The organism is Rhodopseudomonas faecalis, from assembly GCF_003217325.1.
GTDB classification, from domain to species: domain Bacteria; phylum Pseudomonadota; class Alphaproteobacteria; order Rhizobiales; family Xanthobacteraceae; genus Rhodopseudomonas; species Rhodopseudomonas faecalis.
The window spans coordinates 94,003-119,798 of the sequence record NZ_QJTI01000003.1 but is presented as its reverse complement, the minus strand read 5'-3'; the positions used below and the strand labels follow the sequence as shown (position 1 = coordinate 119,798).

The 25,796-nt window shown below is 65.9% G+C and carries 25 protein-coding genes and 1 pseudogene; 11 read left to right on the top strand and 15 right to left on the bottom strand.

Annotated elements, in window-relative coordinates:
* Nucleotides 1–255: 255 nt before the first annotated feature.
* From BJ122_RS03990 to BJ122_RS03965, 6 genes are all read right to left on the bottom strand, one after another.
* Nucleotides 256–1,107, bottom strand: coding sequence for a DUF2076 domain-containing protein (locus BJ122_RS03990; RefSeq protein ID WP_110779993.1), 852 nt, complete (start codon nt 1,105–1,107; stop codon nt 256–258).
* Between the two features lie 145 nt (nt 1,108–1,252).
* A complete protein-coding gene (locus BJ122_RS03985) occupies nt 1,253–2,095 on the bottom strand; it encodes a ChbG/HpnK family deacetylase (RefSeq protein ID WP_110779862.1) in 843 nt (280 codons plus the stop codon).
* Entirely contained in the window at nt 2,092–3,126 is a 1,035-nt protein-coding gene (locus BJ122_RS03980) for a glycosyltransferase family 2 protein (RefSeq protein ID WP_110779861.1), read from the bottom strand. Before BJ122_RS03980 ends, BJ122_RS03985 begins: the two co-directional genes overlap by 4 nt.
* A 104-nt stretch (nt 3,127–3,230) precedes the next feature.
* Nucleotides 3,231–4,208: an ATP phosphoribosyltransferase gene (gene hisG / locus BJ122_RS03975; RefSeq protein WP_110779860.1), complete on the bottom strand. Its 978-nt coding sequence runs from the start codon at nt 4,206–4,208 to the stop codon at nt 3,231–3,233.
* The gene (locus BJ122_RS03970) at nt 4,205–5,371 is read right to left on the bottom strand and encodes an ATP phosphoribosyltransferase regulatory subunit (protein WP_110779992.1); all 1,167 of its coding nucleotides are present in this window, start codon (nt 5,369–5,371) and stop codon (nt 4,205–4,207) included. The genes hisG and BJ122_RS03970 overlap by 4 nt, the downstream gene beginning before the upstream one ends.
* A 210-nt stretch (nt 5,372–5,581) precedes the next feature.
* Nucleotides 5,582–6,340: a 16S rRNA (uracil(1498)-N(3))-methyltransferase gene (locus tag BJ122_RS03965; RefSeq protein WP_110779859.1), complete on the bottom strand. Its 759-nt coding sequence runs from the start codon at nt 6,338–6,340 to the stop codon at nt 5,582–5,584.
* A 243-nt stretch (nt 6,341–6,583) separates the two neighbouring features.
* Between BJ122_RS03965 and BJ122_RS03960 the strand changes: the two genes are divergently transcribed.
* A complete protein-coding gene (locus BJ122_RS03960) occupies nt 6,584–7,213 on the top strand; it encodes a hypothetical protein (protein WP_110779991.1) in 630 nt (209 codons plus the stop codon).
* A gap of 6 nt (nt 7,214–7,219) precedes the next feature.
* Nucleotides 7,220–8,155 carry a 4-hydroxybenzoate octaprenyltransferase gene (gene ubiA, locus BJ122_RS03955; protein ID WP_181418872.1) on the top strand — a complete coding sequence of 312 codons (936 nt, stop codon included), beginning with the start codon at nt 7,220–7,222 and terminating at the stop codon, nt 8,153–8,155.
* Between the two features lie 70 nt (nt 8,156–8,225).
* Here the strand turns inward: ubiA and BJ122_RS03950 are convergent, their stop codons facing one another.
* Nucleotides 8,226–8,750 (bottom strand): DUF6101 family protein, encoded by a 525-nt coding sequence (locus BJ122_RS03950; protein ID WP_110779858.1) that lies wholly within the window; start codon nt 8,748–8,750, stop codon nt 8,226–8,228.
* A gap of 276 nt (nt 8,751–9,026) precedes the next feature.
* Here BJ122_RS03950 and BJ122_RS03945 point away from each other — a divergent pair, with 276 nt between their 5' ends.
* The 5 genes from BJ122_RS03945 to lpxK all read left to right on the top strand — a co-directional run bounded on the left by BJ122_RS03945 (nt 9,027) and on the right by lpxK (nt 13,912).
* Entirely contained in the window at nt 9,027–10,418 is a 1,392-nt protein-coding gene (locus BJ122_RS03945) for a TldD/PmbA family protein (protein WP_110779857.1), read from the top strand.
* On the top strand, nt 10,405–11,223 hold the full coding sequence (locus tag BJ122_RS03940) for a 3'(2'),5'-bisphosphate nucleotidase CysQ (RefSeq protein WP_283808422.1): 819 nt from the start codon (nt 10,405–10,407) through the stop codon (nt 11,221–11,223). Before BJ122_RS03945 ends, BJ122_RS03940 begins: the two co-directional genes overlap by 14 nt.
* Before the next feature lie 39 nt (nt 11,224–11,262).
* Nucleotides 11,263–11,505, top strand: a complete 243-nt coding sequence (locus tag BJ122_RS03935) for a DUF4170 domain-containing protein (protein ID WP_110779856.1) — start codon at nt 11,263–11,265, stop codon at nt 11,503–11,505.
* 87 nt (nt 11,506–11,592) lie between these two features.
* Nucleotides 11,593–12,897, top strand: a complete 1,305-nt coding sequence (locus BJ122_RS03930) for a 3-deoxy-D-manno-octulosonic acid transferase (RefSeq protein WP_110779855.1) — start codon at nt 11,593–11,595, stop codon at nt 12,895–12,897.
* Nucleotides 12,890–13,912, top strand: a complete 1,023-nt coding sequence (gene lpxK, locus BJ122_RS03925) for a tetraacyldisaccharide 4'-kinase (RefSeq protein WP_110779854.1) — start codon at nt 12,890–12,892, stop codon at nt 13,910–13,912. The genes BJ122_RS03930 and lpxK overlap by 8 nt, the downstream gene beginning before the upstream one ends.
* A gap of 6 nt (nt 13,913–13,918) precedes the next feature.
* On the opposite strand, the gene BJ122_RS03920 is transcribed toward lpxK, so the two are convergent.
* Together BJ122_RS03920 and BJ122_RS03915 are read right to left on the bottom strand one after the other, a co-directional pair.
* Nucleotides 13,919–14,140, bottom strand: coding sequence for a DUF2093 domain-containing protein (locus BJ122_RS03920; protein ID WP_027278469.1), 222 nt, complete (start codon nt 14,138–14,140; stop codon nt 13,919–13,921).
* An 83-nt stretch (nt 14,141–14,223) separates the two neighbouring features.
* Nucleotides 14,224–15,354: an SbmA/BacA-like family transporter gene (locus BJ122_RS03915; RefSeq protein ID WP_110779853.1), complete on the bottom strand. Its 1,131-nt coding sequence runs from the start codon at nt 15,352–15,354 to the stop codon at nt 14,224–14,226.
* A gap of 328 nt (nt 15,355–15,682) precedes the next feature.
* On the opposite strand from BJ122_RS03915, the gene BJ122_RS03910 reads away from it, so the two are divergent.
* Nucleotides 15,683–15,901 carry a hypothetical protein gene (locus BJ122_RS03910; RefSeq protein WP_245407601.1) on the top strand — a complete coding sequence of 73 codons (219 nt, stop codon included), beginning with the start codon at nt 15,683–15,685 and terminating at the stop codon, nt 15,899–15,901.
* Here the strand turns inward: BJ122_RS03910 and BJ122_RS03905 are convergent.
* From BJ122_RS03905 to BJ122_RS03890, 4 genes are all read right to left on the bottom strand, one after another.
* Entirely contained in the window at nt 15,882–17,165 is a 1,284-nt protein-coding gene (locus tag BJ122_RS03905; RefSeq protein WP_110779851.1) for an acyl-CoA dehydrogenase family protein, read from the bottom strand. The genes BJ122_RS03910 and BJ122_RS03905 overlap by 20 nt on opposite strands.
* 12 nt (nt 17,166–17,177) lie before the next feature.
* A complete protein-coding gene (locus BJ122_RS03900; RefSeq protein WP_430694750.1) occupies nt 17,178–17,540 on the bottom strand; it encodes a c-type cytochrome in 363 nt (120 codons plus the stop codon).
* Nucleotides 17,540–17,968, bottom strand: coding sequence for a hypothetical protein (locus tag BJ122_RS03895; RefSeq protein ID WP_110779850.1), 429 nt, complete (start codon nt 17,966–17,968; stop codon nt 17,540–17,542). The genes BJ122_RS03900 and BJ122_RS03895 overlap by 1 nt, the downstream gene beginning before the upstream one ends.
* Before the next feature lie 150 nt (nt 17,969–18,118).
* Nucleotides 18,119–19,834 (bottom strand): putative bifunctional diguanylate cyclase/phosphodiesterase, encoded by a 1,716-nt coding sequence (locus tag BJ122_RS03890; protein WP_245407611.1) that lies wholly within the window; start codon nt 19,832–19,834, stop codon nt 18,119–18,121.
* Nucleotides 19,835–20,070: 236 nt separating this feature from the next.
* Here BJ122_RS03890 and BJ122_RS03885 point away from each other — a divergent pair.
* The 3 genes and pseudogenes from BJ122_RS03885 to BJ122_RS03875 all read left to right on the top strand — a co-directional run.
* A pseudogene (locus tag BJ122_RS03885) lies at nt 20,071–20,238 on the top strand (SDR family NAD(P)-dependent oxidoreductase); the annotation flags it as partial.
* A gap of 418 nt (nt 20,239–20,656) precedes the next feature.
* The gene (htpX, locus tag BJ122_RS03880; protein ID WP_110779848.1) at nt 20,657–21,586 is read left to right on the top strand and encodes a zinc metalloprotease HtpX; all 930 of its coding nucleotides are present in this window, start codon (nt 20,657–20,659) and stop codon (nt 21,584–21,586) included.
* A gap of 363 nt (nt 21,587–21,949) precedes the next feature.
* A complete protein-coding gene (locus BJ122_RS03875; RefSeq protein ID WP_110779847.1) occupies nt 21,950–23,023 on the top strand; it encodes an OmpA family protein in 1,074 nt (357 codons plus the stop codon).
* Nucleotides 23,024–23,193: 170 nt separating this feature from the next.
* Here BJ122_RS03875 and BJ122_RS03870 read toward each other — a convergent pair whose 3' ends face one another.
* Both BJ122_RS03870 and BJ122_RS03865 read right to left on the bottom strand, forming a co-directional pair.
* Nucleotides 23,194–23,919, bottom strand: a complete 726-nt coding sequence (locus BJ122_RS03870) for a thermonuclease family protein (protein WP_110779987.1) — start codon at nt 23,917–23,919, stop codon at nt 23,194–23,196.
* 120 nt (nt 23,920–24,039) lie between these two features.
* The gene (locus BJ122_RS03865) at nt 24,040–25,779 is read right to left on the bottom strand and encodes a hypothetical protein (protein ID WP_110779846.1); all 1,740 of its coding nucleotides are present in this window, start codon (nt 25,777–25,779) and stop codon (nt 24,040–24,042) included.
* Nucleotides 25,780–25,796 lie beyond the last annotated feature (17 nt).

Below are 25,796 nucleotides of genomic sequence, written 5' to 3'. Positions count from 1 at the left end.
TTCATGAGCCGTCATGCCCGCGCTTGGTCCCTAGCATCGACGTCTTATACCAACGGCAATTGATACCAACCACTCCGCATGTCATGGCCGGGCTCCGTCCCGGCCATGACGTCTTTGATCTTGCAGCGCTTTCAAGACGTGGATGCCCGCGACAAGCGCGGGCATGACGAGTCAATGGTAGGAGCCGTTGGTATTACCAACGACAACGGCCGCCGAAATCGGCGGCCGTTGCATTGATGAGCAGTGACGGATGGCTCAGGCGTAGTCGCTGTCGCCGCCGTCGTCGAAATCATCAAAGCCCGGGTCGTCATCGTAGGACGCCTGGTCATAGGAACCCTGGTCGACCAGGCCGGCGCGCGAACTCTCTTCGCCGCCGCGGCCGCCCGACGAGCCGATGTCGTTGAGGCCGGCGTCGCGGGCGAGATCACCGCCCGAACCGGACGACGAGCCCCACGGGCCGCCGCCACCGCCACCGGCCTGCGCATCGGCAAGACTCTGCTGATGGCCGCCTTCGCCGCCGCCCATCATGCCGCGGATGCTCGACAGCAGCAGCGAACCACCGATCACGCCCGCCGCTGCCGCGGCCGCGGTGCCGAGGAATGAGCCGCCGCCACCGCCCGCGGCCTGCTGGCCGAACGGGCCACCGCCGCCTTGTCCAAAGCCACCCTGGCCCAAGCCACCCTGGCCCAAGCCGCCCTGTCCCATGCCTCCCTGGCCAAAACCGCCAGCGGGGCCGCCCTGCGGCAGCACCTGCCCGGTGTTCCAGGCCGGTCGGCCGCCATCGTTGTTCGGGCGGACATTGGGCACCGAACTGCGCGGCTGCTCGCCGCCGCCAAACAGCGTCGAGCGCATGGTGTCGAGGAAGCTGCCGCCGTGCTCGGGCTGCTGCGGCGCGGGGCCGGCTTCCAGTTCCTTGATGCGCGCATCGGCGCGCTTCAGCGCCTCGTCCTGCAACAGCACGGTCTGCACCAGCGTATAGACCGCGTTCGGCGCGTACCGCAGTCCCTCGGCGATCGCGGCAGCGGCCTCGCGGTCGCGCGGCGCGTTCTCGACGCGGGCGAGCCGCTCAAACAGCTCGTCGATCAACTGACGTTCTTGCGGGGTCATCTTGTTCTCCACGACAACGTGTCACCGCCGCGCGCTATCGTCCGACAGCGCATGCGGCGCGCTTCACAATGTAATCGTCGCCGCGCGCGCCAGAAGTGTGGCTGTTCATTAAATTTTGGTAGGCGAACCCGGCCGTTGCCGCTCGCTAGCTGAGCCGAACCTGCTGCTCGGCGAGCAGTCGAGCAAACGCATCGCCGGCGAGATAGGCCAGTTCGCGTTCGCGCTGGTCGGTGACCGGGTCGAGGCTGATCAGGGTCTGATCGACATAGCCCGGGTGACACATCACCAGGCCGCCATCGGGCAGCCCGTCCAGGAAGCCGCGCATATGCGCGCCGAAATCGCTGGTTTGGCCAAAATCATAGGCGCCGGCAAAGCCCGGATTGAACGCGATGCCGGCGCGGTGCGCCCGGGCGCGAAACTGCACGCTCAGACTATCGAGTAAAAGCGCCTTCGGCTGGCTCAGCCGCCGGGTCAGCGCCTGGTTGCGCCCGCATTGCCGCACCCAGGCGCGCGGCGCGGCGCGCTGCACTGCGGAGAGGAAAGCGTCGCGGATCTGCGGAAACAGTTGCACATGCTGATGGCCGTCGACATAGTCTGGTAGCCGGCCGAACGCTTCCTTGAACGCGGCGAGTTGCGCGGCGATTTCGGCGCGCACGATCTCGCGGTCGTAGCGGCGCAGCAAACTCGATTGCAGCTTCTTGGCCAGCGGCAGAAACATGCCGCCCGCCAGCGGCGCAAAATGCAGGCTGAGCGGATAGAACGGCGCGGTCAGCGTGACGTGCAGGCCGATCGCGGCGCCGGGCTGGCTGTCGGCCGCGGCGGTCAGCGCTTTGACTTCATCGCGGCCGATCGCCGGGCCGACCATCATCACCGAGGTGGCGTTGATGCGGCCCATGGTCAGCAATTGCCGGATCGCGCGATTGACGCCGGGGCTGATGCCGTAATCGTCGGCGCACAGCCAGATGCGGCGCGGCCCGGCCTCGCTCATTCGGCCGCGGTCCGCTCGCCGCTGGCGGCGTCGGGGCTGGCGCGGCGCACATTGTGTTCGGCGACGAAGTAGATCGGCCGCGCTTTCAGCTCGGACAGGATTTTTCCGATGTATTCGCCAACGATGCCGATCATCAGCAGCTGCACGCCGCCGATCGTCATCATGCCGACGATCAGCGACGGATAGCCCGGCACCGATTTGCCGTCGATCCAGGTCTCCCACAGGATCGAGATGCCGAACAGGAACGCGCCGAGCGCCAGCAGCACGCCGAGCGCGCTGGCGATGCGCAGCGGCGCCACCGAAAACGAGGTCAGCCCTTCGATCGACAGCCCGATCAGCCGCGCCGCATTGAACGAGGTGATGCCGTGCGCGCGCGGCTCCGGCTCGTAATCGACCCGGATCTGGCGGAAGCCGATCCAGCTCGCCAGGCCCTTGAAGAAGCGGTTGCGCTCCGGTAATTGCCGCAGCGCCGCGGTAGCGCGCGGCGACAGCAGCCGGAAATCGCCGGCGTCCTCGGGGATCTTTTGCCGGGCGCCCCAATTGATCAGCGCGTAGAAGCCGCGCACCGCGGTGCGCCGCGCCCAGGATTCGTTATCGCGATGGGCCTTGGCGGTGTAGACCACGTCATAGCCATCGACCAGCCAGTGCTGCACCAGTTTTTCGACCAGCGCCGGCGGATGCTGGCCGTCGCCGTCCATGAACAGCACCGCGCCCTGGCCGGCATAATCGAGCCCGGCCATCAGCGCCGCTTCCTTGCCGAAATTGCGCGACAGCGACACCACCTGCACGTCGAGCGCAGGGGCGGCGGGCAGGCCGCGGGCGATCACCAGCGTGTCGTCGGCGCTGCCGTCATCGACATAGATCACTTCGCAGCGCAGCCGGTAGCACTGCTGCAGCGTGGTGGCCAGCGCCTGCAGCCGTTCGTGCAATTGCCGCAGCCCCGCCGCTTCATTGTAGAGCGGCACCACCAGATACAGCGATTGCTCCGGCGCTGCCGTCTGCCGGCCGGAGGGGTCAACAGCAAGCGTCATCGATCGGGTCCCAGGCGCATCTCGTCAGCAAATGATCTCGCGATACTATATGGCACCGGTCACCACCTTTCGCCATCTCGCGCCAAGCCGTGCGTTGCCCCGGGCTACACGCGCAAAAAGGCCTCGAGCTTGGCGAATAGCGGGTTCTCGCGGTCCATCACATAATCCAGCGACACCACCGACACCGTGTCGGCGCCGTGCTGCCGCAGGAAGCTCGACAGGCCGTACAGCTGCGCCGGCGGGCAGTGCAGCGTCAGCATGCCCGACGAGGTCGGGCCGCCGAACGGCGACACCACGCCGAACCGGCTGTGCGCTTCGGTGAGCAGGGCGTCGTTGCAGCCAGCGAACCGCGTGCGCACTTCCTTGTATTTGCTGGCGCGGGCGCGCGAGGCGATGTGGTCGAGAATGACGCGCGCGGTCTCGCGGGTGTCGTCGTTCCAATCGGCCTCGCGCGAGGCAACCAGATTGGCCTGGCTTTTCAGCATCACGCCGTCGTCGAGCACGCGCAGGCCGTTGGCGGCCAGCGTCGCGCCGGTGGTGGTGATGTCGACGATCAGCTCGGCACTGCCGACCGCGGGCGCGCCCTCGGTGGCGCCGGCGCTTTCCACGATCCGGTAGTCGACCACGCCATGGGCGGCGAAGAAGTTGCGCGTCAGGTTGATGTATTTGGTCGCGACCCGCATCCGCCGGTTGTGCTGGGCGCGGAAGCCGGTGGTGACGTCGTCTAGATCGGCCATGGTGCGGACATCGATCCAGGCCTGCGGCACCGCCACCACCACATCGGCGCGGCCAAAGCCCAGGCCCTCGATCAAGGCGACGCGCTTGTCGGCATCGACGATGCTCTCGCGGATCAGGTCTTCGCCGGTGATGCCGAAATGCACGGTGCCGCGCGCCAGATTGGCGGCGATCTCGCTGGCCGACAGATAAGCGACCTCGACATTGTCGAGCCCGGGAATGGTGCCGCGATAGTCACGGGCGCCGCCGGGCTTGGTCAGGTTCAGGCCGGCGCGCGCGAAGAAGTTTTCGGCGTTTTCCTGCAGGCGGCCCTTGGAGGGAACGGCGAGAACGAAAGGCGAGGTCATGATGCGCTCCCGGCGACAGAGGTTGCGGGGCCGGACTTGGTCAGCGCTTCGATCCAGATCGCAAAGCCGACCGCCGGAATCGGTTCCGGCGCGCCGAGCTGGGTCATCAGCCCGTCATAGCGGCCGCCAGCGACCAGCGGCTCATCGCCATTGTCCTTGCGGTGCAGCTCGAATTCAAAGCCGGTGTAGTAATCGACGCCGCGGCCGAACGAGGTCGAGAACCGGGTGGCGCCGATATCGATGCCGCGGCTCTGCATAAAGCCGATCCGGCTTTCGAACTGATCGATCGCCGGGCCGATCGCGAGCTTGGCGTCGGCAGCCAGCGCGCGCAATTGCGCAAGCGCCTCTTGCGGCGAACCGGTGATCGCCAGGAAGCGCTGCAGCTTGTCGAGCGTCTCGCGCGGCAGCGTGCCGCTTTTCAGCGTCGATTGTTCCAGGAAGCGATCGGCGATTTCCGCGACCGTGCGGCCGCCGAGCGCGGTGGCGCCCGCGATCGACATCAGGTCGGTGACCAGCGCCAGCGCCGCCTTGCGGTCGGAGCCGGCCAGCGCCGCCAGCACGCCCTCATATTCGTTGCGGCTCGCCGAGGTGGCGAGCGTCAGCCGGCCAAGGTCCTGGGCGAGATCGGCCTTGCGGTTAAAATCCTTCATCAGCCGGCGCCGCCAGGCCGGCACCAGGTCGAGCGCGTCGAGCAGCGCGGTGAACAGCGCCACGTCGCCGGTGCGGATGTCGATCTCGGTCAGGCCGCAGGCGGTGGTGGCTTGCAGCGCCAGCGCCAGCATCTCGGCGTCGGCGGCGGCGCGGTCCTGGCGGCCGAACGATTCCACGCCGGCCTGCAGGAATTCGCTGGTTTTGCCGCCGCGATAGCGGAACACCGGGCCGAGATAGCAGAACCCGGCCGGCTGGCCGGCCTGCGCCGAGGCCAGATAATCGCGGGCCACCGGAATGGTCAGGTCGGGCCGCAGGCACAGTTCCTCGCCGCCGGGATCGGTGGTGAGATACAGGCTCCTGCGGATATCCTCGCCGGACAGGTCGAGAAACGGTTCTGCGGGCTGCAGAATCGCCGGGTGGGCGTGGCGATAGCCGGCTTGCCCGAACGAGGTGAGCAGCGCATCCGCCCATGCGGCGGTTCCGGTCGCGCGAAGGGCGGCGGTTTCAGTCATCATTCAGTCCAGCGTGGCGATTTCCCAAGGTCGGCGCAGCCCTTAGCATGGCCGCACGACAGTTTCGACCACCGATTGGGCTATGTCTCATAGCGTTTTCGAGCGAAGTGGCCCCCGGTTCGCGTTAAGAAAACGCGTCAGAACATAAGGTTAGCCCAACGGTTCGGAGTTCGTCAGAGCCGAAGCGCGCCCGGCTAAGGCTGCTTCGGGCTATGGCAAGGGCGCGCGCCAGTCGCCGAGCACCGCCTGCACCAGCGCCAGCGCCGCCACCGCGGCGGTGTCGGCGCGCATGATGCGGGGGCCGAGCGCCAGCCGCAGCACGGTCGGCTGCCGCAGCAGCAGCGCCCGTTCTTCCTCGGCAAAGCCGCCTTCCGGGCCGATCAGCACGTCGATTCCGGCGGCCGCCTGGGCCGCAGCGCCGGTTAATGCCTGCACCGGATCGGCGACATCGGCGGCCTCGTCGCAAAAAACCAGCAGCCGGGCGCCGTCGCGCTCGCTGAGGAAGCGCTCCAGTTTGACCGGCTCCTCGACCGCGGCGATGCTGAGAATGCCGCATTGCTCGGCGGCTTCGACGACATTGGCGCGCATCCGCTCGGTATTGACCCGGCTGACCTGGGTGAACCGGGTCAGTGCCGGTATCAGGGTGGAGGCGCCGAGTTCCACCGCCTTCTGCACCATGTAATCGAGCCGGGCGTGCTTTAGCGGCGCGAACACGTAACGGAGGTCCGGCAGCCGATCCTGGGCGCGGGTCTGCGCCAGCATCGCGAGCCGATCCACTCGCTTGCCGCCGCCAAGCTGCGCCTGCCACTCGCCGTCGCGGCCGTTGAACGCCAGGATGGTGTCGCCCGGGCCGAGCCGCAGCACATTGCCAAGATAATTGGCCTGCTCGCGGTTCAGCGGCGTCTCGATACCGGCGGCAAGCGGTGCATCAACATACAGCCGGGGGCTGCGGAATTCGATCTGAGGCATTGAAAACACCCATGGTTGCGCGGGCTTGTAGCCCAATCCGCGGGTTTTGCCAGACGGTTATCGGCCGGGATGTCGTGCTGCCGCCCCAATCGGCGGGTTGTTATGGCGTCGCAGGAATCGTAAAAGGCCTTGAATTACGGTCCGCATTGTTTCGATGCCGCATCGCCCTCGGCGATTTTCGCAAAGCTGGGGCTCGACCTTGCCGGAGGAGCAACCTTGACCATCCGCCATCTCAGCCTGCCGATGATGCTCGCGGCACTGGCTACGTCCACCGTCGCGGCGCTGGCGCAGGGCGCGTTTCCCGCGCCGCTGCCCAATCAGAGCGCCTCGCCGTTCCCGCCGGTGAACGGCGCGCCGACGGCAACGATCGGCGCACCGCCGAGCGGGTTCCCGTCGGCTGGGGCGCCACCGGTCTCAGGTGGCGGCGCGTTTGGCCCGCCGCCCGGTCAGCAGCAGCAGGCTGGCGGCGACGACGACTGCATGAAGAAGTTTCTGCCGCTGCGCGAAGAAGCGGAAAAGCGCGGCAAGGCGATCAAGGCGGCCGGCGAACGCCGCGCGCCGCCCGATGAAGCCTGCAAGCTGATCGGCAATTTCTCGCAGGCCGAGCTGAAGATGCTGAAATTCATTGAGGGCAACAGCGCGCGCTGCGGCATCCCGGCCGAGATCGGCAAGCAATTGCGCGCCAGCCACAAGAACACCGAGCAGATGCAGCAGAAGGTCTGCAACATGGCGCAGCAACAGCAGCGCGGCCCGGCCGGTCCGAGCTTCAGCGATCTGCTCGGCTCCTCGGCGGCGATGCCGGAAGCCAACACGACGAAGCGCAGCGGCGGCAGCACTTTCGACACTCTCAACGGCAACGTTCTGGCGCGGTAACTAGTCATGATCATCGAGGCAGCACCACGGGTCGCCGATTCGACGGGCAATTGGGTCGATAGCCACGCCCCGCTATGGACGCGGCCTTATCTGCAACTGGCGCGCTTCGATCGGCCGATCGGCTCCTGGCTGTTGCTGCTGCCGTGCTGGTGGTCGGCGGCGCTCGCCGCCGGTGTCGCCGGTGACGTCAGTCAGTTGCCGTGGTTCGCGGCGCTGTTTTTCGTCGGCGCGTTCGTGATGCGCGGCGCCGGCTGCACCTGGAATGACATCACCGACCGCGATCTCGACGACAAGGTCGAGCGCACCAAGTCGCGGCCGATCCCGGCGGGCCTGGTCACCACCAAACAGGCCGCGGTGTTCATGGTGCTGCAATGCCTGATCGGCCTTGTGGTGCTGCTGCAGTTCAACGGCTTTGCGATCGCCACCGGCATCGCCTCGCTGATCATCGTCGCCGCCTATCCGTTCATGAAGCGCATCACCTATTGGCCGCAGGTGGTGCTTGGGCTCGCCTTCTCCTGGGGCGCCTTGATGGGTTTTGCAGCGACCTTTGCGCGGATCGATCCCGCGGCGCTGTTGCTCTATGCCGGCTCGATCGTCTGGGTGATTGGCTACGACACCATCTACGCCCATCAGGACGCCGAAGACGATCTGATGGTCGGCATCAAATCGACCGCGCTGAAATTCGGCGAACGCACCCACACCGCGCTCGCGGTGTTGTACAGTCTGGCGGTGCTGCTGATCGGCGGCGCGCTGTTCATGGCCCATGCCGGCTGGCCGGCCTGGATCGGGCTCGCTGCCTTCGCGGCGCATCTGGTGCACCAGATCGTGCGGCTCGATATCAAGAACTCGCCGCTGTGCCTCAAGCTGTTCAAGTCGAACCGCGATGCCGGTCTGCTCTTGACCGCGGGCCTTGTGGTGGACGCGGTGCTGCGCTCGCTCTGAGCGCTGCCGACCGCGCCTTCCTGCTAACTCAATGATGCTGCGGGTGCAGAGCGGCAGGTGATCCTGCCGCTTAGTTGCGGGCGATGATCTCGCGTTCGCCGCGGAAGATCGAAGCCGGATTGAGCAGCGCACCGATCCTGCGGCGCAGCAGGAAGCGCGGACGGCGCGTCTTGACCGCATTGCGACGGCGACGGCGCGGCGTCGGCTCGCGGTCGGCATCCTTCTGCAATTGCGGCAGCGCGAACAGCTCGCTCCAGTTCTGCCACGCCGTTTCGATTTCATCGACGTCGCAGCTGATGCACAGCGGCACCGACAGCGATGGATCGCGATGCATCAGCAGCACCATCTCGCCATCGGCCAAGCGGCGACGCTCGACGCCGGCGAAGTCGCTCACCCGTACATTGACCGCCATCTGCATGCCGGCCACCGCACGACGCAACACCACGCGCTCGCGATGCAATTCGATCTGCCGAACCCCGCCATCAGCGCGATCATCATGCGCGTTGAAGCGGATCGGTAGTGAGAGTGGGTCGAGCCGCAGTTTGCGGCTCGACCCGGCGGGCTGAGCTCCGCCTGTTGCTGTTTGACGCCTCACGGTTCTGTCTCCCCGCCAGGATTATGTTCCCGGTCGATGGGGTCAGCGTGCCAGAGCCCTTTACCGAATCGCTTAATAAGCCTGGTTAATCAGCGTTCACCGGTGTGGCTTCGATTCTCATGATTGATAGAAGCTTGGCTGACATGATTGACGAGACCTTGCAGCGTCCCGCACAATTCGTCACAGCACGGCCGCGATTTGCTTGAAGTTCACGGCGATCGGGCACATCTGTGACGTGATATCTTCCCTTCAAGCCAGCAGGACAGCTTCGTGACCTTGACGACATCGCGCACGCCTTCGCCGGCCACCGGCGCCGCTTCCGATCTGTTCGATCAGTCCGGCCTGCAGACACTCGCGGAGCGGCTCGTCGCCGCGGCGCGCCGCGCCGGTGCCGATGCCGCCGATGCCATTGCAGTGCGCCACGTCTCGCAGTCGGTGGAAGTGCGCGACGGCCGGGTTGAAGAAGCCGAGCGTGCCGAAGGCGACGATGTCGGGCTGCGCGTTTTGGTCGGCCAGCGTCAGGCGGTGGTGTCCACCAATGACATGTCGGCCGATCTGATCGAGCAACTCGCCGAGCGCGCGGTGGCGATGGCGCGCGTTGCGCCTGACGATGCCTATGTCGGTCTTGCCGATCCGGCGCTGCTGGCGCGCGACTTCCCCGATCTCGATCTGCTCGATCACGTCGTGCCCAGCGCTGCGGATCTGGAGAGCCGCGCCATGGAAGCCGAGGCGGCGGCGCTCGCGGTCAAGGGCGTCACCAAATCGGGCGGCGCGTCGGCGTCATCGGGCATCCGCGGCATGGTGCTGGTCACCAGCTCCGGTTTTGAAGGCGCGTTTCTGCGTTCCAGCCACGGCGTCTCGATGACGGCGATCGTCGGCGACGGCACCGCGATGGAGCGCGACTATGATTACAGCTCGGCGGTGCACGCCGCCGATCTTGAGGACTCGGCGAAAGTCGGCCGCACCGCGGGCGAGCGCGCGGTGGCGCGTGCCAATCCGCGCAAGGTCGCGACCTGCAAGGCGCCGTTGGTGTTCGACCCGCGTGTCGCCGGCTCGCTGGTCAGCCATCTGATCAACGCCGCCAAGGGCTCGGCGATCGCGCGCAAGACCAGCTTCCTCAATGGCCGGCTCGGCGAGCGGCTGTTCAATCACGGCGTCAGCATTATCGACGATCCGCTGCGCCGCCGCGGCCTGCATTCGCAGCCATTCGATGCCGAGGGCGTTGTGGTGCAGCGCCGCGCCATCGTCGATGACGGCGTGCTCACCAGCTGGCTGCTCGACTGCGCCACCGCGCGCGAGCTCGGGCTCACCAGCACCGGCCACGCCCATCGCGGCGTGTCGTCCTCGCCCTCGCCGGGGCCTTATAATCTGCATCTTGCCGCCGGCGAACTCAGCCCCGAGGCCTTGATTGCCGACATCAAGCAGGGCTTTTACGTCACCGACCTGATCGGGGTCGGCGTCAATCCGGTGACCGGCGATTACAGCCGCGGCGCCGCCGGGTTCTGGATCGAGAATGGCGAACGCTGTTATCCGGTCAGCGAGGTCACCATCGCCGGGCATCTGCTGGAGATGTATAAGCAGTTGACGCCGGCCAGCGACCTGACGTTCCGCTACGGCACCAATGCGCCGACGCTGCGCATCGAAGGGATGACGATTGCAGGCCGCTGACCTCGATAACACGATCGCTACCGACCGCAGCGCCGACGCCGCGCTGCTCGCCGACACGGTGCGGGAAGCCGGCGCGCTGGCGCTGTCGATGTTTCGCACCGAGCTGCGCAACTGGACCAAGGGCGCGTCATCGCCGGTGTCGGAAGCCGACATTGCGGTCGATGAATTGATCCATGCCCGGCTGCAGACCCCGCGGCCGGATTATGGCTGGCTGTCGGAGGAGAGCGTCGACAATCCGCTGCGGCTGCAAAAATCCCGGGTCTGGATCGTCGATCCGATCGACGGCACCCGCGGCTATCTGGCCGGCCGCGAGGATTGGTGCGTCAGCGTCGCGCTGGTGGAAAATGCCGCGCCGGTGCTGGCGGCGGTGTTCGCCCCGGTCAGCGACGAATTCTTTTTTGCGGTCCAGGGCGCGGGCGCGACGCTGAACGGCATGCCGCTTGCGGCCAGCGGCGGCGTCGATTTCGAGCTGTCGCGGGTCGCCGGGCCGAAGCCGCTGCTGGAGCGGCTCGGCCTTGCTGAGCCGCCGTTGACGCTGCATCCGCGCATCAGTTCGCTGGCGCTGCGGTTGTGCCGGATCGCCGATCGCCGGCTCGATTTGGCTTTTGCTGGTGGCCAGAGTCGAGATTGGGATTTGGCCGCGGCCGATTTGATCGTTCGAGAGGCGAATGGTAGATTGACCGACCTCGCGGGCGATTGCGTCGTCTATAATCTCCCCGAAGTGACGCATGGCGTGCTGGTGGCTGCGGGGCACGAGCGTCATGCCCGCATCGTCGAACGTCTCAGGGCCCGGCTGTCGCAGTGAGCGTTTCGCGATATCCGTCCGCCGCGCTAGGAAAGCCGAATGTCTGAAGACCCGCAATTGCTGCATCTCGTGCTCGGCGGCGAGCTGATCGATCTCGAAGGCAACACCTTCAAAGACTTATCGCAGGTGGACATCGTCGGCCTGTTTCCGGATTACGCGTCGGCTCACGCCGCCTGGCAGGCCAAGGCGCAGCAGACCGTCGATAACGCCCATATGCGCTATTTCGTGGTGCACCTGCACCGGCTGCTCGATCCGGGCCAAGACGCCAAGATCGCCGGTTGACGATGCGGATCATCCACCGTTCGCGCGCCACGGCGGTCGTGGCCGCTGTCGTTGCTCTGCCAGCTGCCCAACCGCGAGTGGACGCGAATGGCTGATCGGTTGCCGCTGCCTCTGCGCCTGTACCGGCGACTGTCGGCGGCGCTCACGCCGCTCACACCCTTGTTGATCCGCCGCCGCCTGGTGCGCGGCAAGGAAATCGCCGAGCGCGTCTCGGAGCGGCGCGGTATTGCCACCGTGGCCCGGCCGCATGGCCCGTTGATCTGGATTCACGGCGCCAGCGTCGGCGAGGTGCTGGCCGCCGCGGGGCTGATCGAGCGGCTGCGCGCCATGAACATGCGCATCCTGCTGACCTCGGGCACCGCCACCTCGGCGGCGATCGTGGCACGGCGCTTTCCGCCCGACATCATCCACCAATTCATTCCGCTCGATACGCCGCGCTATGTGGCGCGCTTTCTCGATCACTGGCAGCCGAGCCTGGCGCTGTTCATCGAATCCGACCTGTGGCCGAACCTGATCCTGGCCAGCGCCGCGCGGCGGCTGCCGATGATGGTGATCAATGGCCGAATGTCGCCGCGCTCGTTCCCGCGCTGGCAGCGCGCCTCGGCGACCATCGCGGCGCTGCTTGGCCGCTTCGACATTTGCCTCGCGCAATCGCCGGCCGACGCCGAGCGGTTCGCCGCGCTCGGCAGCCCCAATGTGGTGACCACCGGCAATCTCAAGCTGGACGTGCTGCCGCCGCCCGCCGACGACGCCAAGCTGGAACGGCTGATGGCGCTGACCCGCGGCCGGCCGGTGTGGGTCGCGGCCTCGACCCATCATGGCGAGGAAGAATTTCTGCTCGAGGCGCATCGCGCGCTGCAGGCCCAGTTCCCGCAATTGCTGACCGTGATCGTGCCGCGCCATCCCGACCGCGGCGAAGCGGTCGCCTGCATGGTGGCCGCTGCCGGCCTGCAGGTGGCGCTGCGTTCGCGCGACGAGATGCCGGGCGCCGGCACCGCGATCTATGTCGCCGACACGATCGGCGAACTCGGGCTGTTCTACCGGCTGGCGCCGGTGGTGTTCATGGGCGGCTCCTTGGTCGAGCATGGCGGCCAGAACCCGATCGAGGCGATCAAGCTCGGCGCCGCGATCCTGCACGGTCCGCACGTCACCAATTTCATCGACGTCTATGAGGCGCTCGATCGCGCCGGTGGTGCCATCAAGGTCGATAGCGCCGAGATACTGGCCCGCGACGTCGCCAAGCTGTTCACCGACGCCGCGGCGCGGCAATCCGCCGTCAAGGCCGCCGATGGCGTGGTCACCGGGCTCGGCGGCGCCTTGGAGCGCACGCTGGCGGTGCTCGAGCCCTATCTGCTGCAATTGCGCATCGAAAAGGATGCCGCCAATGCGTGAGCCGGCGTTCTGGCAGCGCCGGTCGCTGCCGTCCGCCGCGCTGCTGCCGCTGGCCGCGCTTTATGGCGCGATCGCCGCTTGGCGCATGAAAAAGCCCGGCCTGACGCCCTCGGTGCCGGTGCTGTGCGTCGGCAATTATCACGGCGGCGGCGCCGGCAAGACCCCGACCACGCTGGCTGTGGTGCGACTGCTGCGCGAGCTTGATGAAACCCCGGTGGTGCTAAGCCGCGGCTATGGCGGCCGGCTGCAAGGTCCGGTGCTGGTCGATCCGGCCACCCATCAGGCCGGCGATGTCGGCGACGAGCCGCTGATGATGGCGCGCGAGGTGCCGGTGGTGGTCGCCAAGGACCGCCAGGCCGGTGCCGCGCTGGCGCTGTCGCGCCGGGCCAGCGTGATCGTGATGGACGACGGCTTTCAGAACCCGGCTCTGGCCAAGGATGCCGCGCTGATCGTGATCGATAGCCAGCGCGCGATCGGCAATGGCCGGGTGATGCCGGCCGGTCCGCTGCGTGCGCCATTGCCGCTGCAGCTCGAACGGACTTCGGCGCTGGTGATTGTCGGTGACGGCCGGGCGGCCGAGCCGCTGGCGGCAGCGGTGCGCGAGCAGGGCGGGCGGGTGCTGCGCGCTGCGTTTCAGCCGGATGCGGCGGTGCTGGAGCGACTGCGCGGCCGGCGGCTGCTGGCCTTTGCTGGGATCGGCGATCCGGATCGGTTTTTTGCCACGCTGCGCGGCCACGGCCTTGAGGTCGCGGCGACCGTGCCGTTCCCGGACCATCATCCGTTCAGTGCCGCCGAGATCGCCGAGTTGGCGGAGCGGGCGCGGCGTGACGGCCTGGTTCCGGTCACCACCGACAAGGATCTGGCGCGGCTTGGCGCCGTGCCGGAGCTCGAAGCGGCCGGGCTGACCAGCTTTCCGGTGACCCTGGGCTTTGATGATGAAGCGGCGCTGCGCCGCTTTCTGGCCGTTCAGCTCGCCGCGGCGCGCGACCGGCGTAGGACCGGCGCGCGGCGCTGAACAAGGTCAGCGCTTGAACGCGCTTGGGTGGTGGCGCTCCAGCACGGCGGCCGGGGTCGCGTAGGCTTCCTTGAGGTCGACGCTCCAATATTTCAGCTCGTCGAGCGGGATATGCACGCCGGTCACGCCGCATTTCACGTAAGTGCCCGGGGAAACGACGCGGAAATCGCCGTCGAGATATTGAACCTGGGCTTCGCCAAGCCCCGAGGGGCCGAATTTATTCAGCACGTTGCTCTCCCGATCTGGTCAGCGTCTCTCGCGCGGGGGGGATGCCCCACAAATAGGACCTTTGCCGGCGATTTGAAACCCCGTCAGCCGGGGTTGTAGGACATCGGCTTGGGCTCGGGATCGTCATGGTCGGCCGGCATGGCGGCCTGGTCTTCCATATTGTCGATCGCATAGAGCAGCGAAGCTACCCGGCGCGCCGACGACCGCCAGTCCGCCAGCCGCTGATAATTGTCGACCACCCAGTTGATCGCGCCCTGCACGGTGACGAACGCCGCCGCGCTCTGGGTCACCTCGCCGAGCGTCATCATGCCGCTGCCGTATTTCGGCACGCACATGATGTAGGCCGCGATCGGCGCCATCAGGAAGTTGGAATGCGAGACCAGCGTGGTCTTGATCAGTTGCGTGCGCAGATCGCGCCAGGACGCCATCACGCCGTCGAGCCGCTGCTGTAGCCGTTCCCTGATGGTCCGGGCCTGGCGGGGCGTTTCGGGGTGATCGCCGCGCATCACCTCGGCGGCGGCGCGGAATTCCGCTTCCGCCTGGTTCTTGCCCTCGATCACGCTCTGCATGCGCCGGCCCATCAGCAGCATCAGCGAGGTCATGATGGTCGAGTACAGGATCACGCCGATCACCAGATAGCCGGGGATCTCGGTGTAACCACCGAACAGCCGGAGTTCCAAACTGCCGCCGACCGTCCAGAGCACGCCGAAAAAGGTGGCCGCGGTCAGGCCCGAGGAGATGAACGCCAGCGTCAGGTCGATCGGCGCGTCGGTGGCGACCCGGACGTCCTCGGCGATCCGGTATTCGGGATTCTCGGCGCCATCGACGCCGGAGGGGAACGGGCCGTCGTGCTTCTTCTTCGACCAGGCGAGGATGATCTCCTTGGTCATCGACTCGCGCCATTTGCGCTGCGTGGTCATCCGGCCCCACACCGAGATCGCGGCGAGCGCGACGCTGCCGGCGGCGAGCGGAAAGAACAGCTTGGCCTGGTACCACATCGCGTAGCTGTCGCGGCGCTCGAGCGCGTCGAAGAAATGCCGGTTCCAGAGGTTGAGATAAACCTGCACTGCAAGCTGCAGCAGCACCACGCTCAGCATCAGCACCACAAGGGCAACCACCGAGCTACGGCCGCTGAACCAGAAGCGGCGCGATATCTCGCGGAACAGCGCCAAGCGCCGAATGTCGGAGGGGGTGGTGGAGGTCAGTAGGCTCATCGGGATGCGATTGTAAGCGCTGCTCTGGCCACGGTGAACCGGATAGTCCGTCTAACGCGGCGTTGCAGCGCAGCACATCGCCCGGCGCAGGACTGACGCGGCAAGTTTAATTGGTTTTGCGGCGAAGTGGATGCCGGCCGGCAACGATCAACAAGCGGCACTGAGCCCGTCGGCGAACTCGCCATAAAGCTGAGGTCGCTTTGAGACACAACGCGGACGGGTGCTGCGCAGGCCGTTGATCCCGGTATTCAACCGAGGCGTTCGATTAATTTTCATGTAACGCCGCGGCGCTCTACTCGGGCGCGGATAAGGAGGGCCTATTGCAATGATGACGCTTGAGACCACCGACTTGAAGGAAGCCCGTCGCTCGCGCATCGCGCAGTTCAGCGGGCGCAGCGCAACGCTGACGGTGGGCGGAACGTCCGTGACAGGATTGGTACGCGCCGTTCGCGAAGACAAATCGGGTGAGGTGCCGCGCTGGCTGGTAACGGTGATCGCCGATCCGCCGCGTGTGGCATCAGCACGGATCAGCCGCGCCCAGGCTTGATCGGCGTGGTCGCCCGTTCGGGCGGCACGAAATGCGCGGCATTGCCACCGATCCTGGTTTTGGCCTTGGCCAGTTCCGCCCGGGAGACGACGTTGAGATGCACTTCGTCGGGGCCGTCGAGATAACGCATCGCGCGCCCCCAGGTCCACAAATAGGATAGCGGCGTATCGGGCGACAGCCCCATGGCGCCGAACACCTGCATCGCCCGGTCGACCACCCGGGTCTGTAGCTGGGCCGCCACCACCTTGATCGCCGAGACATCGACCCGCGCCGCGGCATTGCCGTGGCGGTCCATGCGATGGGCGGCCTGCATCACCAAGAGCCGCGCCTGATCGATCTCAAGCCGCGACTGCGCGATCCAGTCACGCAGATTGCCGAATTCGGAAAGATGCGCACCGAAGGCGCGCCGCTCCAGCGCGCGCTCGCACATCAGCTCCAGCGCCAATTCGCATTGCCCGATGGTGCGCATGCAATGATGCACCCGCCCGGGACCGAGCCGCTGCTGCGCCAGCTTAAAACCCTGACCCTCGACGCCGAGCAGGTTTTCGGCCGGCACGCGCACGTCGCGGAACAGCAATTCGCAATGCCCCTCCGGCGAGTGATAGTGCATGATCGGGATGTTGCGCACGATCTCGATGCCGGGCGTATCGATCGGCACCAGCATCATCGAATGGCGCTCGGCCGAGCCCAGCTCCAGATCGGGATTGGTGATGCCCATCACGATCGCCAGCCGGCAATGGGGATGCAGCGGTCCGGTGATGAACCATTTGCGGCCATTGATCACGTAGTGATCGCCGTCGCGGATCATGGTGGTGCGGATGTTGCGCGCGTCCGACGAGGCGGTGTCAGGCTCGCTCATCGCAAAGCAGGAACGGATTTCGCCGATCAGCAGCGGATCGAGCCAGGCGGCGCGCTGCTGCGGCGTCGCGGCCAGATGCAACAGCTCCATATTGCCGGTGTCGGGCGCGTTGCAGTTGAAAATCTCCGGCGCCCAGTGCACCCGGCCCATGATCTCGGCGAGCGGCGCGTATTCGACATTGGACAGCCGCTGGCCCGGCTCGTCGTCGCGCAGTCCCGGCAGGAACAGGTTCCAGAGGTTTTCGGAGAACGCCCGCGATTTCAGCCGCTCGATCAGCTCAAGTGGATAATGCCCGGCGGCAACAATGCGATGCCAGTCATGATTGGCGGGCTCGACATAGAAGCGCATGAAATCGCCGAGCTGAGCCCGCAGCCGCTCGACCTTGGCGCTGTGTTCAAAATCCATCCCGGCAGCCGATCAATCGCGTTTCAGGCTCAGGATGTAATGCACGATTTCATCCGCGTCACTGGGCTGAATGATGATGTTCGGCATGTTGGCGTGCGGCGTGCGCAAGAACACCTTGAGCGACAGCGCGGTGGTCGCTGGCATATTGGCGATCTTGCGCAGGTCCGGCCCCTGGCGCTTGTCGGTGCGGACCACGGCATCGCCGTCGATGGCGTGGCACTCGACGCACCACGCTTCGACCAGACGTTGCCCCTTGCTGGCCTGCGCCGGCGCAGTGCCGTCGGCGCGATGCAGCCTGACCAGCAGCAACGCCGCCGCCACCACCAGCGCCGTGACGATCAGCCGGACCCAGCCGGTGCGGGTCATGGTCGCCATCAATGCGTCGCCGATGACGGGGGCGGCAGGTCATGCTCCAGCGCATCGACCGTCACCGCATTGCTGCAATAGGCCTCGTAATGCGCGGCCAGCGAGCCATCGGCGATGTCGTGATCGCATTCCTTCTTGTGCTGGCACAGCGCGCACACGCGCTCCATGTCACGCAACACCAGCGGCTGGGTGCGGGCCACGGCCTGTTCGTCGATGCCGACCGACTTGAGCAGATGCGGCAGTTCCTCGACGCTGTGCGAACCATGGCGCACCAGTTCATCGAGATCGGAGGACGTCACGCCGAGATCGTGCGCGATCCGGCTGAATTCCGCGGCATCGAACTGACACATCTCGGAGACTTCCTGACGATGCTTCAACCAGTCAGCAAACACTCCGATCAGCCGATCGACCAGTGGGTACGGCGTAGTGCTGGGCATGATGCCCTCCGCATTGCTGATTCATGGTACAACTATCCGCTCGCCTCGCGGCCGCAACATTGCGGTAGATCAACCTCGCGAGGCTGAAAGCGCTAGTCGAAACAATGGTTTGCGGTTTTGTCCGGGGAATTGCGGAGGGCGTCGCGGCTGTTAGTGCCGTCCGCCGCCATAGTGCCGGGCCGGGCGCAGGCGCGCCGGCTCGGGGTGCCGGCCATGGATCGCCCAGCGCAGTTCGTCGCGGATGGGGTCCACCGGCTTGATCTCGTCGAGATACACCGGCTTGGAGAAGTAATAGCCCTGCGCGTAGCGAATCCGGGTCGCGGTCTGCAGGTACAACACCTCTTCCAGCGTCTCGACGCCTTCCGCGATCACGGTCATGCCGAGCGCGTCGCTGATCGATTCGATCGCACGCAAAATGCTCTGGCTGCGCGGCCGCTGATGGATATCGGTGATGAACGACCGATCGATCTTGATTTCATCGGCGGTGATATCAGCCAGCGCCGATAGCGATGAGTAGCCGATGCCGAAATCATCGATCGAGATCCGTACCCCGATCTGGCGCAGCATCGGCAAGATCTCGGTCTGGAATTTCGATTTGGCGACGAACGCGTCTTCGGTGACTTCGACGATGAACCGTTCCGGGCAGCCGGTCGCCGCGAGCGCCGCGGTGAAGGACGTCATGAAGGCGAGGTTGCAGGCCTGCTTGGCGGCGACGTTGACGCTGATGCTGACATCGGCGCCGAAGGTTTCGTCGATCAGGTCGATCGATTGCATGATCTCGTCCAGCACCAGATGGGTGAGTTCGTCGATCAAGCCGAGTTCGACCGCCAGATTGATGAATGATCCCGGCGCCAGGATCTCGCCGTTCTCGTCGCGCAACCGGACCAGCGCCTCGATGCCGCGCACCTGCTGGGTGCGCATCTCGACCTTGGGCTGAAACGCGCAGCAGAAGCGCTTGTCGAGAATCGCCCGCCGCAGCGCCTGTTCGGTCTGCATGCGCTGCTGCGCTTCCTGCTCCATCGCCGCATCGAAGATCACCGCGCCGCCTTTGGTGGCGTTCTTGATCTGATACATCGCGACGTCGGCATTGTGGCGCAGCTCGCCAAAAGTGCGGCCGTGCTCGGGATAGATGCTGACGCCGATCGAGGCCGAGGCAAACAGCTCAGTGTTGTCGATATAGAACGGCGCGCGCAGCCGCTGCACTACGAACTCGACATAGTCGTCGACTTCGCTGCGGCTCAGCACCGGGGTCAGCAGCAGCAGGAATTCGTCGCCGCTGATGCGCGACAGCATGTCGGTGCTACGCAGATTGTGGCTGATGCGCTTGGTGAATTCCACCAGCAGCGAGTCGCCGACCGCGTGGCCGTAATAATCGTTGATCTGCTTGAAATTATCGAGGTCGAGAAATGCCAGCGCAAAGCTCTGCTCGCTGTGGAGCAGACCATTGGCTTTGGTTTCGATCACGCTGCGGTTCGGCAGGCCGGTCAGCTCGTCGAAATAAGCGCGCTCGAACAGGTTTTGTTCGAGCAGCTTTTGATCGGTGATTTCGGTGGCGCTCGACAGCAACAGATCGAGGCCGGCAATCCGCACCGGCTTGTGCGCGGTGCGGAATATCCGGCTGCCGTCCGCGCCGAGCACGGTCTCTTCGCACACCACGCTGCGGCGTTCGCGTAGCAGCTCGATACCCACTTCCCGGCGGCGCAGCAGCGCGTCGCTCGGCGGCGGGCTGTCGGGCGCGATCCGCACCAGATCGCTGGCCGGCAACAGGAATTGCGTGGCAGCCGCTTCATTGACGAGCAGAAAACGGCCGTCGCGATCCTGCACGGTCACCGCAGCAGGAAGCGATGCGACGATGCGCTTCAGCATCGCCAGATCGGTCGCCTGGTCTGGGCTTAGCCTTCCCTGCAGCAATGGCGCGGGGGCGTCATCGTCCGGTGCGTCGCCAGCAGATGTGGGCAGCTCGCTGTTATCAGCATTGAACATGGTGCCGGCACTGTGTCAGCGGTCGTTGTAGTTTTGGTTAAGTGGGGGAGCCAAAGCGTTCGCAATCGCGGTACTGCTGTGGGGCGGCTTGCGGCGCGGCGAATTGTCGTTAACAGAGCATCACCAGCCGCGATTTCGTTTCGCGGAAAACCAACGGGGAGAACGAGAGGGCACGGTTGGAGGGCAAGGTTGCGGTGATCACCGGCGCAACCAGCGGCATCGGTCTGCGCACCGCCGAGGTGTTCGTGGCGGAGGGCGCCAAGGTGGTGATCGCCGGCCGCCGCGTTGCGGCCCGCCGAGACCGAACTATTGATCCGTGCCCACCATGACCGGATGCTGGAGGGTGGCGGCTCATTGTATGACTGCCTGGCGCAGGAGGCCGAACGCTCGTTCACGGCGGTACCTTGCGATAGGATTCGGCATGCAGCAAGCACGCGGCGCGGGGCCGCGCGCGCCGGGTGCTTGCACAAGTGGCTGGCGTTTGCAGTCCGCGCGGCGGTGCAATGCGGCCGTTTCCGGCCAAGTGCGGCGCTTCCGCCGGCGTGCTGCTGGGGCTGATTTCTGGCTGCGATTTCAGGCGTTTGCCGCAAACCGCGACGCGGCGCCGCAGCCGATCTGAAGGGGGCAATCTTGAGCGGCGCATTGCCGCTCCCCACTTGTCGGCTGTGCCGCGGGTTCGTAAGCCGCGGCTCGGAGGAGAACACGATGAGTTATTTCAAGACCGCAATCCTGCTGGCCGGGATGACGGCGCTGTTCATGGGCGTCGGCTATCTGATCGGCGGTTCCTCGGGCGCTCTGATTGCGCTGGCGGTCGCCGCGGCCACCAACGTCTTCGCCTATTGGAATTCGGACAAGATGGTGCTGTCGATGTACGGCGCCCAGGAGGTCGACGCCCGCTCTGCGCCCGATCTGGTGCGCATGGTGGCCGATCTTGCCGGCAACGCGCAGCTGCCGATGCCGAAGGTCTATATCATGGACAATCCGCAGCCGAACGCGTTCGCCACCGGCCGCAATCCGGAGAACGCCGCGGTCGCGGTCACCACCGGCTTGATGCAGTCGCTATCGCGCGAAGAACTCGCCGGCGTGATCGCCCATGAGCTCGCGCATGTGAAGAACCACGACACGCTGTTGATGACGATCACCGCGACCATCGCCGGTGCGATCTCGATGCTGGCGCAGTTCGGCATGTTCTTTGGCGGCGGCAACCGCGAGGGCGAGAACAACAATGGCGGGCTCGGCATCATCGGCTCGATCCTGATGATGATCCTGGCGCCGTTCGCCGCGATGCTGGTGCAGATGGCGATCAGCCGTTCGCGCGAATACGCTGCCGACGATCTCGGCGCGCGCATCTGTGGCCAGCCGGCCTGGCTCGCCTCGGCGCTGGCCAAGATCGAGAACGCCGCGCATCAGGTGCCGAATTACGAGGCCGAGCGCGCGCCGGCGACCGCGCATATGTTCATCATCAACCCGCTGACCGGGCAGGGCATGGACAATCTGTTCGCGACCCATCCCTCGACCCAGAACCGGATCGCGGCGTTGCAGCAGCTCGCCGCCAAACTCGGCATCCGCCCGCCGCAGCCGGCCGCCGCCCCCGCGCGGCGCGGCCTGTGGGGTGGTCGCGGCCCCTGGGGCTGACCATCGCCTGAGCCCATCGCTGTCCACCATCACGAGCCGCGGGCATCCCCCGCGGCTCACGGCGTTTGATACCAACGGCGATTGACACCAACCCATCTGCACGTCATGGCCGGGCTTCGTCCCGGCCATCCACGTCTTTGATCTTGCTGCGCGTTCAAGACGTGGATGCCCGCGACAAGCGCGGGCTTGACGGGTCAATGGCATGAGCCGCTGGTATTATAGCGTTTTCGAGCGAAGTGGATCCCGGTTCGCGTCAACAAAACGCGTCAGAACATACAGCTCTAACGGTGTCAGGGACATCCTCCCTTGTGTCCGGTTCCAGGATTGGCAAGCTGGCGGTCTCTGCAACGGAGTTCTTTGGCAATGCTCGGTCGTATTTTGTTGATTGGTTCGCTCTGTCTGTTTGGTGCCACGGCGGCGCGCGCCGACGCCACCATTCCCACCAAGGATATTGCAGGCGCGCGCGATAACCCGCTGCTGAAGCGCTACGAAGGATCGTTCATCGTCAGCTATGAGCGGCTGGCCTTCTCCGATTTCAAGCTTCCGACTGCGAAGCTGGAGCGCACCGACACGATCGACCGATCCAATAACTACGTATTCAAGCCGAAAACCGAGCTGGAAGTGGAAGGCGCACGCACCCGGATCGCCTATCTGTTGCCGGCTGGGCGCTCGCCGCTCGAAGTGCTGCGCAATTATCAGGACGACGTGCAGGCCGCCGGTGGCGAAATCCTGTTCAGCTGCAAGGGTGAGGAGTGCGGCGGCGACCCGACCCGCTCCAGCTCCGGTGGCGGCGGCGAGATGAGCCTGATGATGTATTTCGTCACCGAGGCGCAGCTCAAGGACGCGCCGTTCTCAAACGGCTCCTGCGCGCTGACCTCGCGGATCGGCGATCAGCGGTTCTTCAGCGCGAAAATTCCGCAGGCTGGGGGCGACGCCTATGTCACGGTGCAGACTTTTCAGGTGAAGGACGATCTGTACTGCAAGGCGTTCCACGAGCGCACCGTGGCGCTGGTGCATATCGTTGAGCCGAAGCCGCGTGAGCAGAAGATGGTGCTGGTCAAGGCCGATGACATGGCCAAGAGCATCAACGCCACCGGGCGCGTGGCGCTGTACGGCATCTATTTCGACACCGACAAGGCCGAGCTGAAGCCGGCCTCCAACCCGACGCTTGCCGAGATCGCCGATCTGCTCGGCCGCGATCCCAAGCTTGCGGTGCTGATCGTCGGCCACACCGATAATCAGGGCGCGTATGACTACAATATCGATCTGTCGCGGCGCCGCGCCGATGCGGTGGTCAAGGCGCTGGCTGCTAACTTCCGCATCGATCCGAAGCGGCTGCGCGCCGCCGGCGTCGGCATGGCGGCACCCGCGGCTTCCAACGACGCCGAGGACGGCCGTGCCAAAAACCGCCGGGTCGAGGTGGTCAAGCTGAACTGATACCCACCGCGATTGATACCAACTACTGCGCACGTCGTGGCCGGGCTTGTCCCGGCCATCCACGTCTTTGATCTTGCGGCGCTTTGTAGACGTGGCTGCCCGCGACAAGCGCGGGCATGACGGTTATTGGTACAAGTGGATGGTATTATATCATGCGACGACCATGATGCTCAGCGCCGCGTTTCGCGGCAGCCGGCGGCTTCGGCTTCCTCCACCGAGCAGAACCAGCGCGTGCCTTTGCTGACATGCATCTTGATCTTGGCGTACCAGCGGCTTTCCGGCCGGTGATAGATGCAGTGCCCGGAGCGGTTGACGTTGCCCTTGATGGTGCATTCCGGCGACGGCGCCACCGGGCCGGAAGCCGAGGCCAGCAGGATCGCGCTGGCAGTGTCCGGCGGCTTCACCGCGCCGAGCACCGTGGTCTTCTTGTTGCGCACCCGCCAGTCCCACGGCGCGAAGAACGCGCCAGCCCACAGCCCGGCCTTGGCGGCGCGCGCGGCCTTTTCCTCGGCTTCGTAGTCGCGCGCATATTTGACGAACGCCAGCGCCCAGCCGTGCTGCACCAGCCATTTCTGGATGTCTTCGCCGTCGACCGTGCACTGCGCCAGCATGCGGCCGCGCCGGTCGAGATGCAGGGTCTTGCAATGCCAGCTCTTGGTGCCGACATGGCGGATCAGCTCGTCGCGCGCCGCCACGCCGCAGCTCCAGCGCTCGCCTTTGCTGTCGAGGCACAACTGATCGACCGACGGCGCATCGACGCCGTGCAGCCTGATCCTGGTCGAACCGATCACGATCTGATCGGCCTCGCGGATTTTCGGCACGCCGTTGATCTCGGCGGCATTGGCCGTCATCGGCATCATCAGCGCGATCAGCGCCGGCAAGAGCAGTCGTCGCATGGTCGTCATCACCCGCAATCACCACCGTCCCAGCATGGCAAGCGATTGTGATGCGAGTTCGGCACGCGCGCCAGTGCAGATCAGCACAGGGCCGGCATGCCGGCAGCGAAAGTCGCGCGCTCAGGACAGCGGTTGGTGCTGACGTAGCACGCGCCGCGCCAGCGCCAGCGCCATCAGCACGAAGGCCGAGGTCACCTCCGGGCCGCCGACCAGAATGCGGGTCGGCGTCTTCATCTTGTTCCACTCATAGGCCTTGAACGGCACCTTGCGACCGCCTTCGCCGAGCTGGTTCAGGATACAATGCAGCGGCGCCGCAAAATGGCGTGGCTCGGCGCCGAGATGGCCGAGCGCCAGCAGCGCCAGCGCGGCGTCGAACGGGTTGATCTCATGGGTGATCAGCTCATCTTCGACATAGCGCAGCACGCGCTCGCGCATCTCGGCAAAGGCCTGATCGGGATCGATGACGCGCTGAGCCGCTTCGGGCAGCGCGCGGAACGCGGCGTAGCAGCGCCCGAAATAGGCGGCGTACAATTCCGGCAGATAGTAGATGTGCGAGCGCGGATCGGCAAAAGCGCCGCTGCCGATCAGGCGGCGGTGGAAACCGATGATCCGTTGCAGCGTGGCGAGCCGCGAAGGCGTCTCCAAGATCTGCCAGCGCTCGAGATGGCGCAGCGACACTTCCACGACGTCGAGATTGAGCGTCGGGTCGAGATCGTTGCCAAACGGCCGCTCGCCGGCAAAACTGTCGATCCAGGTGACGATCGCGCCGTCATAATCGATATGCTCGTTGAGCGGCACCGTGACCTGCGGGGCGTTGCCGCCGGCGCGGATCTGGTACAGCGCGTAGAAATCGATCAGCGGCTGCTGCAGCATCGGATCACTGGCGCCGGCCTTGGTGGCGGCGGAGAACGCGCAGGCCGTGGTGTCGCAATCGGGCACGTACACGTCGAAGCCGAGCCGCTGCTTGATGTCTGCAAAAAACCGGCTGAAGCGCGGATGCGGCGGCGGTGGCAGCGCGGTCACCACCGCAAAGCGGTCGCGATCGCGGCCGCGCACGAATTCGCGGCTGGTATTTAGGCAAAACGCCACCATCTCGTCGATCGCGTTGCGGGCGTCCGCGACTTCCTCGGTGGTGGCGAGTTCGGTGTCGAGATAGCTGAGCAGCGCCTCGATGAAGAACGCATCGTAATAGGCGGTGCGATGCCTTATCTGCACCGGCGACCACATCGGTTCGGCGATCCCGGTCCAGGGCGGGTTGATGACATCGCGCGCCGGCGAGCGGGCGATGAACACCCGCGCCAGATTGAACAGCAAGGTCGAGTTCTTGTAGCCGCGCGCGTTCAGCCCGGTGAGCGCCATCTGCAATTCGCGGCCGCGGCAATCGGGGTCACCGAGCAGATTGAAGGTGGCATAGGCCGGGATGAAACCATTGCGCTCGAACGAGCCGAGCAGATGCGTGCCGCAGGCGCGGATCGCCGCTTCGATATCAACGAGCCGCGGCAGATGGCTCGGAGCGCTGACCGGCTTCGGCTTGGGATGCGACAGCGTGATGGTGTCGAGCAATTGCGCGACCGGCGCGCCGATCGCCTGCCAATCGGGCTCGGCGTCGTCGCGCGCGGCGAGCAGCGCATCGCGCAGCGCGCGAAACCGGATCGGGTCGTTCAGCTCGGGCAGGCCGGCGCGGCGCAGCAGCGGCCGCAGCGCCGGATTGCCAAGCGCGGTGCGATAGAAATCGGCGAGATGATTGCTGCCGCGCTTTGGGCGCAGCAGCGCGCCGTCGCAGATGTCATAGAGCGAGGGGCCGTCCTTGACGGCGGTCAGCGCGCGATAGGCTGCGCCGGCCATGCGGAAAACATCCATCTGAAGGTCCAAGCGAT